We start from the raw sequence: 15,933 nt of genomic DNA, 5'->3' as shown, positions 1-15,933 counted from the left end.
TGTATAGATGATCCGGTCTTTTCGCAAAGCCATTACCGAATATCGCTATTTGATAGCATTAAACAACGCCGGAGGGAGCAGAACAATGGGGTTATTTGATATGTTTCGGCATGAGGCTAAAGCCGTGCCTGAATCCCCTAAATATGAGGTAACGACGCTCAACGAAACGCAGCAAAGCACCGTTATACATTCCTTGAAAACTGCTACTGAGGATTTCGGGATCACCTCGCTTGCTGAACTAGATGAGTATTTCTATCAGGTGCGAGACCAATGGCTGGCTAGCCCAGAATCACAGCGGGCTGATCCATTTGCCTTGATTATGATGATTGGGATCAGAGCGGGCTATACCCTTAGCCAAAACGCGAACTTATGCTGGCGTTGGTATAAGGATGCTCACGGCGAGGAGATCGCGCTCTATCACCCACAACATCCGGGCTGCCTGCGTGAGGTCATCTTATTTCCAATCAATGCGATGAAAAAGCGCTGGTATGGGCAAACTGAAGGCTGCCCATCTGAATGGGTGAATCATTCGATGAACGCACTGTATGCCCGAGTTTGGGATGATCCGCAAGGTAAAAAGGACGATGAGGAGATTCTGGCAGTTTTAGCGCAACGAGTTGATGTGACCAAGCCCAGGGATCAGATTCATTTCCTGTATTTCACTCATCAAGACTCGGCAACTAAGGCTTTAGAAGTTGCTGGCAAATCGAGTTGGTTGCCCTATGGTCAGCAGCCGCACCACATCGGGGCAGATCAAGAAGGTTTCAATTGGCACGTTGCAGTGCATCGTGAAGATACAGCGGTAAATTCGGAGACGGTGGCGCAAAATAGAATGTTTTTCAGCAAACTCGCGTGCGATTACCACGGTATCTACGACGGCTGGGAGGCGTGCGCCACTGATTAGCGTCGATATAGAAATCTTTTATCGCGCATAATGCCTCCAACTGCGGCGCTTTGGATCATGCCATTGGGCAGCAGTAGCTGCACGTAACCCGTCGGCACATCAGGTTACGTAAATTTTTAAGCCCGCAATCTGCTGTGGGTTATACCTTGGTTTTGAGTGACGATCCTAAGTTCAAGCAGATATTATTTTTTGGGGAGGAGGGTGGCAAAACCCAGAACCTCAAATTACCAGTGAGGCACGTCTTTTACGGAGATCTTCATGCTGTGGTCTAGGAAAAAGAAGAATGACGGCGCACAAAAGCCTGGCAAATCGAGTGATTCTCAATATATCGCGACTAATGCTCACTCCTCAGGTAGTGAAGAAGCCACCTTGCACTTTGATAACCTCAACTTCAAGCTGGCCGTCATTGAAGTATTGATGTATGACCTAGGGCTACTCCAGCCGAGCTTTAATATCTTTGACTTTGCCAATGCCCACCCCGAAGAAGAGATAGATACGGAGAGCACGCAGATCATTCAACCTGCCCTTGAGTTCTTCAAAGCCCTCACAATCCCCGCTTCATTCGCGCCGTATGTGGAAACGATCTATATGGATGGCGGTAATGAGACGTACATGAACATCGTTCCACAATGGGACGGCGAGGATGACTCTTTTGATCTCAACGCCGTCACTTTAGAAGAGCTGAAACAGTTTCCACATCTGACTCAAGCAACCATTATGAGCAGCAACTACCAGAGTGTGAAAGCAGTTTTCACTGCTGCGGGTATTGAGGTAGAGCAACTCTAATGGCATATTTAGGCTGTTTTATGTATCGCCAGCTATGCCATTTTGTAGCTCATATCAATCACGCAGCACCTTATCGGGAAACCGCTTGATTTTGCCCCAGCCCTACACGACTGATCCATTCCTTGATTGTTTCGCTGACTCCGCGTTCGCGAGCTGCCGCCGTCAAACGATTCTCTACCCAGATCATCTCTTGCACCTGCTGGACCGGGAAATTCTTGGCCCGACACTCAACCACTCCAGGGACGAGATCGCATGACAAAGACGCCAAACCTAGCTTCGCTTGAATTGGCCCTTGGGAAATCCGCAGAGATTGCGTGTGATCTTGCCAGAGAACCGAGATGGTTTTCGTGAATCGTCCCCGACGGAAGATAGCAACATTGGGTGTCAGGCAAATACCGTTATGCTGCCAGATCCACGGATCCACCCACCGAGCACTCGGCGGCGCACCCAAGAAATACTTTCCGGTGCGTTTACCGTTCAATGCTTCGTTCATTAACGCCTGATCGTTATCCATTCCAGTGCTAGGCAACAGCGTCCACAACACTCGCAAGGCCTCAGCGCGCGAACCAACAGCCAGGATCGTTGATGTATTGAGCTTAATATCTGCGTCATCTGTTCCGGCAACCGTGACCGTTATCGTCCACCAGTCAAACTTGCGCCACAGCCAACGCTGCCGAAGCTGAACCGCATGAATTCGCTGAGGCGGCAGAGAGACGGTGCGCAAGGTGAACATACCGGATCGAATCCGTATCCCGTTTTCTGATAGATATATCTTCTGCCCGTAATCATAGGAAATCATGCGCACTATCGCATAGAACACCGGAATAATCACGGTGAAGATAATAAAAATAACCGCCGGTTCTTTTGACAAAAACCAGGTTAATACAACGGAAAATATCGCCAGTGCGACAGCGACAATCCGGTGAACCTGGAGGATATGCGATACCACTAAACGCCAGGTAACTGCCTCGTAGATGAGAATATCGTTTTCAATATCGTCAGGATCGAAAATCGGGATCGCTCCTACAGGCCCGGTTGCGTAACCACCGCTACCACCTGCTGATCCCGTCATATCAACCGGAGCACCTGGCACAGGCTGTGGTGCCATATATGCAGGCTGCGCATGTGGGGCATACTCATGCGGCTGGGCCTCACTACTAGCCCTTATCCCTTCACCAGCCTGTTGGGCTACGTCATATTCATTGACGTTGTACGGGCGTCCAGCGCGAACATTAGTTAGACCGCGGAGGATTTCGCGGCGCAGCTGGGCGCAGTCAGACATCCGCAATAGCCCAATTTCAGTAGCGTCCTGCCGCCCACCAGATTCAATGCGCACGGATCCAAAACCAAAAATTCGACCAAAGATCTTTTGCTGGATCTCCACGCTTTGCACCCGATCCCAGCGCATGTGACCGTGATATTTAATGAAAATACCGCGTTTGACATGGATACCAGATGTGTGGATAGCGTATGCCATCTTTTTCCAGGAGATAATCCCGTAAAGGGAAACCAGCAGTGAGATCCCCAGCAAGATAGCCAGGAAAATAGCAATATGGACGAAGCTGATCTCATGAATGATCTCACTCAAGGAAAGACCATCATCGCGCAAGGCATCCACCATTATGTTGTATGCCACCACTACCAGCGCAACCCATAAGGTCCCGATCCGAGAAAATGGAGTCACCTTATGCAGTGAATGCCACTGCATATCGGGGTATATCGGAGAAGCGTTCTGCGTCATGCTCACAGACCTTCCATGTGCGCCTGACCCAGGTGGGTCAGCTTCACCCGTAGCCGTTCTGCCTCAGCTACCGTGACACCGTAAATTTTTGCTTCGGTAGTCGTCGCCGCCGTTAACAAATGCACGTTAGCCAATCCAAATATTTTCAATAACGGGCCAGTATGCACATCGACTTTTTGCATTCGCCCGTATGGCACCACCGATACCCGATGGAACATTACCCCAGAACGAATCAACAATTCTGCGTCTAATTCGGCATAGCCAAAAATATGCGCCCGTCGCACGTCGATATAGGTATCCCATACCCCAGCCACCACAAGGATGAGCACGCCCACCCATAACAGCCATCCCAGGGTCATATTCGGAGCCATTAACCCCGCACTAATCGCAGCAATAATGCTTAGGACGCCATAGCTCAATAAACCACGAACTAAACACACGGTGGCATAACTGCGAGGAAGCGAGGTAAAAGAAACGTTTTGTGCTAACGGAGTTCTCATAGCTCAAGTCTAAAATAGTTACTGGCTGGGTCATAGGGCTTTTACCCCCCCCCTAGTTGGATTCGACACAGCTTGACCCCTAGGGTTGTTGCACTACTTCTGGTTTTACGCACTGTTATGGGCAAATGGTGGAGTCTAAGGCTAATAGCAAATAGATAATATTGCTCCCTAAACCCTTCTCGCACGCTCTGTTACGCTTGCCAACACAGGATTTTCTCTGCGCAGCTACCTAGGGGCAGCTATCGCATCAGTAGCTATAATCCCGACGATATACCAGCCAGATAATAGTGGCAGAGGTGAACCGCCACTTGTTACGCAGGAATACACAGCAAATTCGTTCTATCCCGTGACGAGAACTCTCAGCGCCCAAAACGGGACAGGCCATGTGCCGCTGAAGCCATCACGCCATGCCTCCGGCTCAGAGGCCGCCCCATCCAGGGGAGCGACTATCTCACCTCCCCTGGCGACGATAGCCCGGCAGAATCGTCAGATATACACCAACGCTCAGCCACTACCCCAGCTACCGCCATCACAAATGCCCCGATACCAGCAATCACAGCATGCCGCGCATTTACCCGAAGAAAGGACGTCGGCCCAGATAAGAAGTATCCGACGGCAACCCCCAGCGAACCGCCAGTGAGAATACTTCCCACTCGGGATACCGCCTGCGTCAAAATCCAAATACGGGCTGCATGGAGCGGATTAATGTTCCGTTTCCCGGCAACATAGCCACGAACCAACCACGCCTGCCACAAGGTCACAACAGCGATACACAACGGTATGCCAACTGCATAGACGGGAATGGCATACACCGTGCTCCCTCGGCTAACAAACAGATGGACGAGCACCGCCACGCTCACCGCACTCACTACTCCCACAGCAATGAGCATGAGGATAGAGGTAGGCGCGAGCTGCTTACGCATCTGAATCCATCCAGCGCGCAAGCGGCTGATCGCTCACTGCCTCCAACAAATCCGCCACCCGCACTCCATCCAGATGTGCGTCAGGGTCAACATCCAGCCACGGCTGCAGTACAAAACGCCGCTGGCTAGCTCGCGGATGGGGCAAAGTGAGCTCCGCTGTGGAAATCCGCAGCTCTCCCATCGAGATCATATCCAGATCAAGAGTTCTCGGCTGCCACTTTCCCGTGCGAACACGACCATGCTCCGCCTCTATCTCCAATAGCGCATGCAGCACTTCCGCTGGAGATAGTTCAGTACGCAACAGCACAATCGCATTGAGATAATCCGGCTGCGGATCCTGCCCTGGCGCCAATACCGGCGCACTGCGATAGATTGGCGAATAGGCTAAGACATCGCCAATCTCCCCTAGCTCGGTCACCGCAGTATCTAATTCCCAGGCGCTCTGCCCCAGATTAGAGCCTAAAGAAATCACTGCGATTCGCCCGCCACGTTCCCACATGGGATTCGTTCGAGAAATCGTCACAAAAACATCGGAGAATTCATGCGGGATAGGAGCCTGCGGCTTGTGAACACTCACGCGCACACTGCGAACCGGAAATTCAAATACGCGCGCCGCAATGCGCTCAGCAATCGTCTCAATAAGATCGCAATGTTCCCCGCTAATGACCTCCACACATGCCTGCGCAATATCCGCATACGATATGGTGTCAGCCAGGTCATCCGTATGACCCGCCCGTCGGGTATCTACGCGCATCTCTAAATCAACAACGAATTCTTGCTCGTGCTGATGTTCCTCCGGAAAAACCCCGTGGCGCCCCGTAGCCCGCAACCCCCGCAAGGTTATGACGTCTTGTGCCCCGAAATCGAAAGACGACAAATTCATTGGCTTTCCTTCCAGCTTTGCAGAGCTGTCACCGTCGCCGCCACGTTATGCACTCGCACTGCCCATACCCCACGCTGAGCACAGACAATCGACAACACCGCAGTTGCCACATCGCGTTCGTCACCGACGGTTACATCGGCAAGGAAACGTTTGCGCGACTGCCCAATAAGCACGCGATGCCCCTGACCGACGAAATCTGCCACTTTGCGCATAACCTCCCAGGTCTGTGCGCTGTCTTTGGCAAAACCCAAGCCTGGATCGAGGATAATTCGTTCGGGGGCAATTCCTGATTCCACCGCATAATCGCGCTGACGTGCCAGCTCGCTGCGAACCTCAGCAACAACGTCACCATAATGAGCATATTGCGCCATCGTGCGAGAGTCAGAGCGGGTGTGCTGCAAGATGTAATCACATTCGCTATCTGCCACCACATCAAACATGCGCTCATCTCCCAGCCCGCCGGTAACGTCATTAATGATCGCCGCTCCGGCCTGGATCGCCGCATACGCCGTCTGGGAATGATACGTATCTACAGAAACCTGGCAGTGCCCCGCCAATGCCTGCACAACTGGACCAATGCGCCGCCACTCTTCCACCGGATCAACCGGCTGCGCCCCAGGGCGGGTGGATTCACCGCCAATATCGATCACATGCGCACCTGCGGCTAGTAGCTCTTGGGCATGAGCGATAGCTGCGTCAACGCTGGCGAATTTCCCGCCGTCAGAAAATGAATCCGGCGTGACGTTCACAATGCCCATAATCTTCATCGCGGGCCTCCTGCTGGCATAATGAGCTGCATTGCTTGTGCTCGCGCAGCCGGATCATTCAAAACTCCACGTACTGCTGAGGTCAATGTGCTCGCTCCTGGTTTGCGCACACCACGCATTGACATGCATAAATGCTCCGCACATACCACCACTATCACGCCCGCCGCGTCGAGTTCCTCAGATAAGGCATCGGCAATCTGCCCCGTCAGCCGCTCTTGCACCTGTGGACGACGCGCATATCCCTCAACCAACCGCGCCAACTTCGACAGACCCACCACACGCCCATCCGCCCCAGGAATATAGCCCACATGGGCATATCCGTGGAATGGCAACAGATGGTGTTCACACATGGAATACAGCGCAATATCTCGCACGAGTACCAACTCTTGATGCCCGACGTCGAACGTGCGGCGCATGTGCTGGCGGGGATCATCCTGCAATCCCGCAAAGATCTCCGCATAGGAACGGGCGATCCGCTCCGGCGTCTCTCGCAAGCCCTCACGCTGCGGATCTTCACCAATAGCGCGCAACAAATCGCGAATAGCTTGGGCAACGCCCGCCGCATCGTAGGTCATTGTTGTTCCTGCGGGAAAGGCACCGGCGGATCAGTGGAAACTGGGCGGTTGGGCGAACTCAACCACAGTTCCCGTGAAGGAGCTTTCACAATATCGGAAAAGATCTCGCGCAACCGATCTTCCAACACGGTTTCGTGTTCCAGTAGTTCGGAGGTCAATCGGTCAAGTACATGGCGGTTATCCATCATGATTTGCCAGGCCTCTTGTGCGGCGACATCCATTAATTGACGGACTTCCTCATCGACGGTGCAGGCCAAAGAATCAGAGTGGTCCCGCGCACCGCCGCCGCCCATTCCACTCATCGGATCGGCCTCATCAGGAGTCAGTCGAACCGGACCAACTCGATCTGACATGCCGTACTCGGTAACCATCTTGCGGGCGATATTCGTTGCCTTTTGAATATCGTTAGCTGCGCCAGTCGATGGATCATGGAATACGATCTCCTCAGCGGTTCGCCCACCCATCGCGTAGACGAGCTGGTCAAGCAACTGATTGCGGGAGGTAGAGTAGCGATCTTCCGTCGGCATAACCATCGTGTATCCCAAAGCGCGACCGCGCGGCAAAATCGTCACCTTAGTTACCGGATCAGTGTGGTTGAGAGCTGCGGCAGCTACGGCATGCCCGGCCTCATGATAGGCCGTCATTTGCTTCTCTTTCGCGTTCATGACGCGGGTGCGCCGCTGTGGGCCAGCAATGAGTCGATCGATCGCCTCATCGACATCAGTTTCCCCAATCGCCGGATGCCCCCGACGAGCTGCCAATAAAGCAGCCTCATTGAGCAGATTCGCCAGATCCGCACCGGAGAATCCCGGGGTACGACGTGCGATACTCGACAGCGATACTTCCTCCGCCAACGGTTTGCCGTCAGCGTGAACCTGCAAAATGCGTTCCCGCCCCGTCAGATCTGGCGCATCCACACCAATCTGACGGTCAAAACGCCCAGGGCGCAACAGTGCCGAATCGAGAACATCTGGACGGTTCGTTGCCGCAATAACGATCACATTTGAGTGTTCATCAAAGCCGTCCATCTCGACGAGCAACTGGTTAAGCGTCTGTTCCCGCTCGTCATTTCCGCCGCCGATACCGATACCGCGATTGCGCCCAACCGCGTCAATCTCATCGACGAAGATAATCGCCGGAGCAACCTTCTTCGCTTTCGCAAACAAATCACGCACCCGCGAGGCACCCACACCGACGAACATCTCAACGAACTCTGAGGCCGAGATATGGAAGAACGGCACACCGGCTTCCCCAGCAACCGCGCGGGCAAGCAAGGTCTTGCCTGTTCCCGGCGGGCCATACAGCAAAACGCCCTTGGGAATCTTGGCGCCCATCGCGTAAAACTTCTTCGGGTTCTCGATGAACTCTTTAATTTCTCGCAGCTCTTCAACGGCTTCATCAGCACCCGCAACATCGTCAAACGTGACGTGAGATACCGCCGATTCAAACCCATTGCGCTTAATTTTGCCGAATTGACTCATGGAGTCTTGAATTCGCGGAAGTAACCACAAGAAAGCTGCCACGATCAAAATAATCGGAAGCAGCAGCGACATGACGGACCACACGATGGATTCCTGCGGAACGATCGAGTTATAGCCGTCTTTCGTCTTTGCCTGCGATACTAACTTAGCGACGTAATCCGCCTGAGAATCGAGGTACTGGAACTGGACCTGATCGGTCGGATCTAGTTCGTCACCCTCTAGCGAGGTCGGCCGATAATCCTTTTCCAACCAGATTCGCACAATCTGCGAGCCATCGGTAACTTCAATATGCTCAATGGCTTGCTTTTGCAAAATAGTAAAACCCTCAGAGGTCTTTACGTCGGTAAAACCCTCCGGACGCAAAAACAGGAATACCCCTACTGCCACCGCAACAGCAAGCGCCAGAAGATACCCGATTTTCACGCGCAGCTTTTTCGGTGGCGTCGAATCGGAATCGCCCCCACCGAGTTTTCGCTCTGATTGTGCGTCACGGCGCGTGACACCCCACAGCTCCGAATCCTTTTGATCTGGACGCTGTTGCGTATCCGGCTTCATTCGATCACCTTGATTCTTGCGGTGATTCCGCCGCCCTTTCCGGTTAAATTCCTCCAGGATGCGCCGTTTCTGGTCACTCATTGAGAATTAGCCTCCATATACATGCGGGGCGAGGGTCGCTACGAAAGGCAAATGCCGATAATCTTCCGCATAATCCAGACCGTATCCCACAACAAATTCATTCGGAATATCAAAGCCGACGTAATCAACCTTGACATCGACCTTAGCCGCATCCGGCTTGCGCAACAGGGTTGCAATGCGCACCGACTTTGGCCCCCGACTCTCCAAGTTCTGCTTCAACCAATCCAAGGTCAAGCCGGAATCAATAATATCTTCGACGATCAAGACGTTAAGACCAGCGATCTCGGTATCCAGATCCTTCAAAATCCGCACCACACCTGAGGATTTAGTGGACGCACCGTAAGACGATACTGCCATCCAATCCATGTGCAGCGGAATCGAAATCTCCCGCGATAAATCAGCCATAACCATCGCCGCACCGCGCAGCACACCAACGAGCAACAGCGGCTCGCCCCGGTAGTCATCACTGATCTGTTGTCCCATCTCAACGAGACGGGCTTTGATTTGCTCTTCCTCAAGGACTACTCGGACGAGATCGTCAGCGCAATCTTCATATTTCATGGTTCCTCCGCGGATGGTGTCCAAAATATAGCTGGTTATTCTCCCGCCAGGCATAGCTACCTGGAAGATCGATGCGGAGCTTGTTGTCATGCCCCATGATGACTTTATCAAGTGCATCCACGTGCCAAAAAATAAGCTCTCTGGCTCGCACCCCGCCGCGCACGGCGGCCTGCCGTAATACCCGAGTGCGCAACGCCCTGTGGTACCCCGCCAAGCGGTGACAATCCACAACGATTCCTTCATCGCTTTCCGTGACGCATTGCTCCCCCGCATGCCAAGCGGCTTCCGTCAACGCGTCATCATCGTCGCGCATCATGCGAGCAGAGCGCGTCAGGGCAGAAATAACGCCTGGCCCAAGAACCTCATCTAATACCGGCATAAGTTGATGACGAATCGCATTACGCCGCAGCGGGGAGCCATCCGCACAGCGCCACGGCCCATCCAACTCATTCGAGGGATCATCTATCCAAGGCATATCCAGCTCGCGGCACACAGTTCGCAAACTCTCCCGCTCAATATCCAAGAACGGACGCACTGCCAACACATCGGGATGCCCGGGTAGCGGGCCAATTCGGCGCATTCCTGCCATTGATCGTGGCCCTGATCCCTGAGATAACCCCAGAAGTACGCTCTCTGCCTGATCGTTTGCGGTGTGCCCTAAAAATACTGGTAACGGCTGGGAGTGTTCCAGCATGGCTGCTCCAGCACGCGCGATCTGCGCTAGCCGCCGGTAGCGGGCGTGCCGAGCGTTTCCCTCTGGCCCGTCTGCCCCGCTGATCTCCACTTGCGCTAGCACAGATGAGCCTAATTTCCGGTATAGAAACTGATCCACTGCACGCGCTTCGCGATCTGAACCTGGGCGAATCCCGTGGTCAATCACCACCCCAATGACCTCGCGTTGATCTGCCAGTGCCCACTGTGCCACTGCCGCTAAAGCCATAGAATCCGAGCCACCTGAGACGGCAACGATCACAGCCGGAGCGTGTGCCAGTGCCACATCGTCTAGCGTGGCCCGCATGGCGTGGCGGGCCGCAGTTACCGCAGGATGAGGGAAAGACATCAGCTCATACGCTCTATCCACAAAGCCGGATCTGCTAGCTCGGCAGCCGTCGGCATGTGATCGGCACTGTTCCACAACATATTGAAGGTATCCATGCCAGCTTTTTGGATAACCCCCGCCACAAAACGCTCCCCGGAAATGTACTGCTGCGTTTTATTTTCAAAACCTAAGAGGCGCATCACCCGAGAGAGCATCGGAGTGCGAGCAGAGCGGCGCGCCGACATCGCACGAATAATCCGATCGCGGCTGGGCAATTGCCGATGGGGCACTCGATTCATCACATATTCTGCATGCCCCTCTAAGACCGACATAGCCGTCATGGCCTGCTCAATTATCTGCTCATCATGCGCAGATTCAATGATCTGTTGAGTGTAGTGTGCAATCATTGGCGCCAGCCAGGGCGCAACCGCGAACTGGTAGGCGTGCGTCATTTCATGGACGGCTGCCCAGAGGCACACATCTGATTGATTGAGCTGAAACGCCCGCTGAAACCGCTCAATATTGGGAGCGAGGAAGATTAATCGCCCAGCGTCGGTATAGGGATCGTACTGCCCAAGTAACCGCGGGGCCATGACCGCGAAAGCTATCGCTAGTTCGGTATTCGATATACGCGCTGTGGTCAACATATTGGCCACAGATTCGCTAGCTAGTTTGGCCCAGTTAGCGCGATCAAGGATAAACACCGGAATGTTGTGTACCGACGGAACCTGCCCGAGCTGGGTTATCTCGCCCACAATATCCACAGCAGCTCCCGCCTGCCGGCGAATATCGTTAACTACTGCGCGAGCCTGAGAGCTTGGGATCCGCGCTCCTGCTGGAACCGCAGCCCGTACAACGCGGGCAATACGTGTCGGATTGAGGGCCATGAATCTAGCGTAGTTCACGAAGCCGGACAGGCGGCAATACCGTCCAAGAACTCATCTTGCAAAACTCGCGTATCTGGAGCGGTTCCTTCCTGCAGATTATCAATCAAAATAACGAATCCCAGGGGTGCGTCACTCGCGTTGCGCAAATATCCGGAGAGCGAAATCGCCTGAATCAGGGTGCCGGTTTTGGCCCGCAGTATTCCACGTAATGCCGAATTATCAAACCGATTCCAGAGCGTGCCGTCTAAAGCAGCTACCGGCAAACCTGCAGGAATAGCCGCTAGCGGGCAGGAATCACATTCCCAGGTCTGACGCAAAACATCGGCAATTGCCGTAGCTGTTACCCGATTCGATATAGATAGACCAGAGGCATCGGAGAGCTCCACATTCGCCATATTGATTCCAATGCCCGTGAGAATCGTGCGAACAGCGGCTGCGCCACCAGCAAAGGTCGCAGGTTCTCCTACGTGATGGGCGAGGAGATGACCCAATACCTCGGCAATCGAATTATCCGATTCGACTAACATCACATCAACTAAATCGCGAATCGGAGCGGATTGCACGTGCGCTAATTCCCGAGCCGACGGCGGGGTGATCGCACGTTGTGGCTCATCGAGAGGTATGCCCTGTGCGGCCAATAAGTCACGGAAGGTCTGTGCGGCTGTCACATCCGGATTCGGCATAAAACCCGTCTGCCCGCTTCCACGATCAATAGCGATCGGGCGCAGCTCCATAATGTATTCTCGGTCCGTTCCGATAACGTCGGGATGATACGTCGGTTCAGCAAATAGAGAAGAATCAACCGCTATATGGCTCACCGCTATCTTGCTGGATCGTAACTGCGTGGCTGTCTCACGTGCCAAGGTAGCTAATCCAGCTCGACCGCGGATTGCCGTTTCCGCATTTTCTCCCGCACCGAGCAGCACATCCCCGCCACCGCGCAGATACAGCGTATTGCCATCGACGAGGGTGGTTGTGGAAAGCCTCGTCTGTGGCCCAAGCGCCGTCAGTGCCGCTGCCGCTGTTAAAAGTTTCATATTGGAAGCTGGAATAGCTGCCCGCTGCGGATCGCGTTGCCCGATCACCTCACCCGTATCGGGATCAAAGATGATAACTGAGGTTGTTCCGGTATTGCGGGGATCCGTAGCGAGTTTCGTGATCTGCTGATTGACGCACGCACTGTTGGGCAGATGGCCAGTAATAGGTGTTATCTCGGGAGCGGCGCCAATATATCTGGAGGTAGGCGGAGGCAGCGGAGCATCCTTTTCCGGAGCGGTGGTCAGAAAACCTGGCACAAGATCCCACGCATCGGCGAAGATATATCCTCCGGCGAGCAATACCAGGATGACAGTTACGATTTTCTTCCACACGTTCTCATCATATCCGGCTAATGCCTGATCCGATCAGTGCGTACCAGAAAAATTGCTCCGTCTTTCCGCTGCCAATCCGATAATTTCTGTTCTGCGGGGTGCTCAGCGCACATGCGGGGCTAAACGTCGATACAATGAGGGCAGATTGATCTGCGCGTGAGGAGATATAGATGGAATTCGACGTCACAATCGAGATTCCCAAGGGTAATCGCAATAAGTACGAAGTAGACCACAAAACGGGTCGTATCCGCTTGGATCGTATGCTTTTTACCTCGACGCGTTATCCCGATGATTATGGTTTCATTGACGGGACTCTCGGCGAGGACGGCGATCCGCTTGACGCTCTCGTCTTGCTTGACGAGCCGACTTTCCCTGGCTGCGTCATTCGTTGCCGTGCTTTGGGAATGTTCCGCATGAAGGATGAAGCTGGCGGTGACGATAAGGTCGTATGCGTTCCGGTGGGCGATCAGCGCGCCTCGTGGCGTACCGAGCTGGAAGATATTTCTGAGTTTCACCGTCTCGAAATCCAGCATTTCTTCGAGGTGTATAAGGATCTTGAACCCGGTAAGTCTGTTGAAGGCGCCTACTGGGCTGGCCGCGAGGAAGCCGAGAAAGAAATTAGTAAGTCTTTCCAGCGGGCACACGAATCGGGATACTACGAAGAAAATCCACACGGACTTGCGTAGCACTAATAACGGCTACACATGAACGTGAGATGAGGGGCGCGGATGATCTCGTGCCCCTCTTGTTTTGCCGAGTTACTCTTGTTTTGCCGAATCACTCTTGTTTTCTACCGCATTTTCCATTTTCCGTCGTTTCTGCCGCCTGCCCATTCTGTTTACTACATTCATTTACTACATTGATCGCGACGGATCCGCCGTGCTCTGCCCTATGTATATCGGCCGAAACTCCTTGGAAACGCCTCCGCACCACCTCTAGGTGGCAATGATTCTTAGGATCCCGCTCCTCAAGCGGCACCGATGCTTAGGCTCTTTCTGCGCCGATTTCTGGAATAACACCGATCACCCATCTTCTCCAAGTAACGCCGTTTCTCTTTTTCCCTCCCACCAGGCAGCTTCGGAAAACTGCACATTTGCCGGCCGTATCGTCTTGTTTCATCTAGATAAACCAATATGGTGGCCTCACCCCAAACCGGAGCAAGACCACCATATCGGTATATAATGTACTGACTTTAACCTTCAATTCGTAGGTAAATGGGCGATCCCCACACTGCGCGTTCTTGAGTGCCCATTGAGGGATTCCAGGCAGCTACATGCATACCATTGCCGGTATAGAGCCCGACGTGCCCAGGCCACCACAACACATCGCCTGGTCGCGCCTCCGCCGGGGATACCTGACGATAATCTCCCCAATACGTCCAGACGCTTTGGCCGGTAGCCCGCGGCGTAGTGATACCGAAGTGCTGATATACGAACCACACGAAACCTACGCAGTCCCAGCCGTTCGGGCTCACGCCGCCCCACACATAGGGCGAGCCAATGAATTGACGAGCATACGAAATAATGGCGTTTCCATTGGGGTTAGCAGGGGCCGGAGCAACCGGATTGGGGCTCGGAGCAGGGGCTGGGGCTGGAGCTGCAGGAATATTCTGGTTCGCTGCCTCGCGTGCCGCTTCCTCAGCACGGGCCTGCGCCGCGGCTTCAGCCTGCGCCCGCTCTGCGGCTTCCCGCTGTGCCTGTTCGCGAGCTGCCTGATTTGCTGCTTCTTGGGCGCGACGTTCTGCTTCCGCACGCTCCGTGGCGATCCGTTGAGCTTCCGCACGCTCATCTGCAATCCGCTTCTGATTCTCTAGATCAGCGACCTGTGCCGTGTATGACTGAACTTGAGCAGCCAACTGTTGCGCGTATTGGGAGGATTCTGCCGCCGCACGGTCTTTGACGTTCTTCGTTGGGCCGGAGGCATTTGCTGCAACACCAGCTAGCCGATTGGCATCCTCCAAGGCGACGTTATACGCCGCAGTGGCTGCCGCAAGATCAGCTTTCGCTTTTGCTAGGGCGCTATCCACATCTCCCACGACCCGCTGCTGGTTCGCCAAATTTGCTTGTGCGAGGACGAGCGCCGCCGCAGAATCGGCTTTGGCTTTACGAGTCGTCTCCAAATCAGCTAAGCGCTGACGTTCAAGCTCAACCGTCGTTCCGCGTTGGGTAGCAAGTTCTGCTGCAATCTCCTCACGGCGTTTGTTTGCCGCCGCGATCTGTGCCTGTTGTTCGTCCACAGCTTTCTGGGCAGCATCTGCTGCACTTTGCACTGCCGCTGCCGCCTTAGCTTGCGCTTGTGCGGCCGCATCGGCTTCGTTATGCATGACACGAGCAACTTCTTCCAGGGCTTTGAACCGCTGGACTTTGGAATCGACCTGGGTGGCCACCGTTCCATAGGCTTTCGAACGCTTATTGGCTTCTTCGACAGAATCTGCACCGAAGAGATAGTAGGACTGGGTGATCTCACCCGCAGACTGTTGATACATCACCTGGGAGACAGAGCCAAGCTGACGGCGTACCACTTGCAGGTCGGCGTCAGCTTTATTCGCCTTCTCCTGGGCGACAATCGCGGAGTTGATCGAGACTTCCATTGCGGCTTGCGCATTCAGTGCCGCTTTTTGCGCATCGGCTGCTTTTGCGGCTAATTCGTTGGATTTTGTGGCAAGCTGCGTCACTTCAAGTTCCAGACCGGCAAGCGTATGCGACGTTGCTTCTTGCTGCTGGTACGCGGAGTTAATGTCATCATCGGAAACTGGGGCTGCATACGCCGGCGCAAATGCAGTAGCACTCAATGCGGCGACGCTTAACACCGTCAGTGACTTACGAATCCAAGTCACAGATACCTCCCAGGGATTGGCGTGTCGCCTTGACAGACGACTTT

15 protein-coding genes are annotated in these 15,933 nt (G+C 54.0%); 3 read left to right on the top strand and 12 right to left on the bottom strand.

The window, feature by feature from the left end:
• Window positions 1-85: 85 nt before the first annotated feature.
• Together ACLHIJ_RS05540 and ACLHIJ_RS05535 are read left to right on the top strand one after the other, a co-directional pair.
• Window positions 86-904, top strand: a complete 819-nt coding sequence (locus ACLHIJ_RS05540; RefSeq protein WP_411298626.1) for a ribonuclease E inhibitor RraB — start codon at window positions 86-88, stop codon at window positions 902-904.
• A 258-nt stretch (window positions 905-1,162) separates the two neighbouring features.
• On the top strand, window positions 1,163-1,690 hold the full coding sequence (locus ACLHIJ_RS05535; RefSeq protein WP_411298624.1) for a DUF6892 domain-containing protein: 528 nt from the start codon (window positions 1,163-1,165) through the stop codon (window positions 1,688-1,690).
• Between the two features lie 70 nt (window positions 1,691-1,760).
• Here the strand turns inward: ACLHIJ_RS05535 and ACLHIJ_RS05530 are convergent, their stop codons facing one another.
• The 11 genes from ACLHIJ_RS05530 to dacB all read right to left on the bottom strand — a co-directional run bounded on the left by ACLHIJ_RS05530 (window position 1,761) and on the right by dacB (window position 13,053).
• Entirely contained in the window at window positions 1,761-3,431 is a 1,671-nt protein-coding gene (locus ACLHIJ_RS05530) for a PH domain-containing protein (protein WP_411296505.1), read from the bottom strand.
• A 2-nt stretch (window positions 3,432-3,433) separates the two neighbouring features.
• Window positions 3,434-3,931, bottom strand: a complete 498-nt coding sequence (locus ACLHIJ_RS05525) for a PH domain-containing protein (protein ID WP_411296506.1) — start codon at window positions 3,929-3,931, stop codon at window positions 3,434-3,436.
• A 446-nt stretch (window positions 3,932-4,377) separates the two neighbouring features.
• Entirely contained in the window at window positions 4,378-4,854 is a 477-nt protein-coding gene (locus ACLHIJ_RS05520) for a DUF3180 domain-containing protein (RefSeq protein WP_411298623.1), read from the bottom strand.
• Window positions 4,847-5,737, bottom strand: coding sequence for a dihydroneopterin aldolase (gene folB, locus ACLHIJ_RS05515; RefSeq protein ID WP_411296508.1), 891 nt, complete (start codon window positions 5,735-5,737; stop codon window positions 4,847-4,849). The genes ACLHIJ_RS05520 and folB overlap by 8 nt, the downstream gene beginning before the upstream one ends.
• The gene (gene folP, locus ACLHIJ_RS05510; protein ID WP_411296509.1) at window positions 5,734-6,504 is read right to left on the bottom strand and encodes a dihydropteroate synthase; all 771 of its coding nucleotides are present in this window, start codon (window positions 6,502-6,504) and stop codon (window positions 5,734-5,736) included. Before folP ends, folB begins: the two co-directional genes overlap by 4 nt.
• Window positions 6,501-7,079, bottom strand: a complete 579-nt coding sequence (gene folE / locus ACLHIJ_RS05505; RefSeq protein WP_411296510.1) for a GTP cyclohydrolase I FolE — start codon at window positions 7,077-7,079, stop codon at window positions 6,501-6,503. The genes folP and folE overlap by 4 nt, the downstream gene beginning before the upstream one ends.
• Window positions 7,076-9,196, bottom strand: coding sequence for an ATP-dependent zinc metalloprotease FtsH (gene ftsH, locus ACLHIJ_RS05500; RefSeq protein ID WP_411296511.1), 2,121 nt, complete (start codon window positions 9,194-9,196; stop codon window positions 7,076-7,078). The genes folE and ftsH overlap by 4 nt, the downstream gene beginning before the upstream one ends.
• A 6-nt stretch (window positions 9,197-9,202) precedes the next feature.
• The gene (hpt, locus tag ACLHIJ_RS05495) at window positions 9,203-9,757 is read right to left on the bottom strand and encodes a hypoxanthine phosphoribosyltransferase (RefSeq protein WP_411296512.1); all 555 of its coding nucleotides are present in this window, start codon (window positions 9,755-9,757) and stop codon (window positions 9,203-9,205) included.
• Window positions 9,747-10,817, bottom strand: a complete 1,071-nt coding sequence (gene tilS, locus ACLHIJ_RS05490) for a tRNA lysidine(34) synthetase TilS (RefSeq protein ID WP_411296513.1) — start codon at window positions 10,815-10,817, stop codon at window positions 9,747-9,749. Before tilS ends, hpt begins: the two co-directional genes overlap by 11 nt.
• Window positions 10,817-11,683: a zinc-dependent metalloprotease gene (locus ACLHIJ_RS05485; protein ID WP_411298622.1), complete on the bottom strand. Its 867-nt coding sequence runs from the start codon at window positions 11,681-11,683 to the stop codon at window positions 10,817-10,819. Before ACLHIJ_RS05485 ends, tilS begins: the two co-directional genes overlap by 1 nt.
• A gap of 14 nt (window positions 11,684-11,697) precedes the next feature.
• Window positions 11,698-13,053 carry a D-alanyl-D-alanine carboxypeptidase/D-alanyl-D-alanine-endopeptidase gene (gene dacB, locus ACLHIJ_RS05480; protein WP_411298621.1) on the bottom strand — a complete coding sequence of 452 codons (1,356 nt, stop codon included), beginning with the start codon at window positions 13,051-13,053 and terminating at the stop codon, window positions 11,698-11,700.
• Window positions 13,054-13,223: 170 nt separating this feature from the next.
• Between dacB and ACLHIJ_RS05475 the strand changes: the two genes are divergently transcribed.
• On the top strand, window positions 13,224-13,739 hold the full coding sequence (locus tag ACLHIJ_RS05475) for an inorganic diphosphatase (RefSeq protein WP_411296516.1): 516 nt from the start codon (window positions 13,224-13,226) through the stop codon (window positions 13,737-13,739).
• Window positions 13,740-14,245: 506 nt separating this feature from the next.
• Here ACLHIJ_RS05475 and ACLHIJ_RS05470 read toward each other — a convergent pair.
• Window positions 14,246-15,889 (bottom strand): NlpC/P60 family protein, encoded by a 1,644-nt coding sequence (locus ACLHIJ_RS05470; protein WP_411298619.1) that lies wholly within the window; start codon window positions 15,887-15,889, stop codon window positions 14,246-14,248.
• Window positions 15,890-15,933 lie beyond the last annotated feature (44 nt).

The sequence above is a fragment of the Trueperella sp. LYQ141 genome (assembly GCF_046599555.1).
Classification (GTDB): domain Bacteria; phylum Actinomycetota; class Actinomycetes; order Actinomycetales; family Actinomycetaceae; genus Trueperella.
The sequence above is the reverse complement of the archived record's forward strand: the minus strand, read 5'-3'. Positions and strand labels throughout refer to the sequence as shown.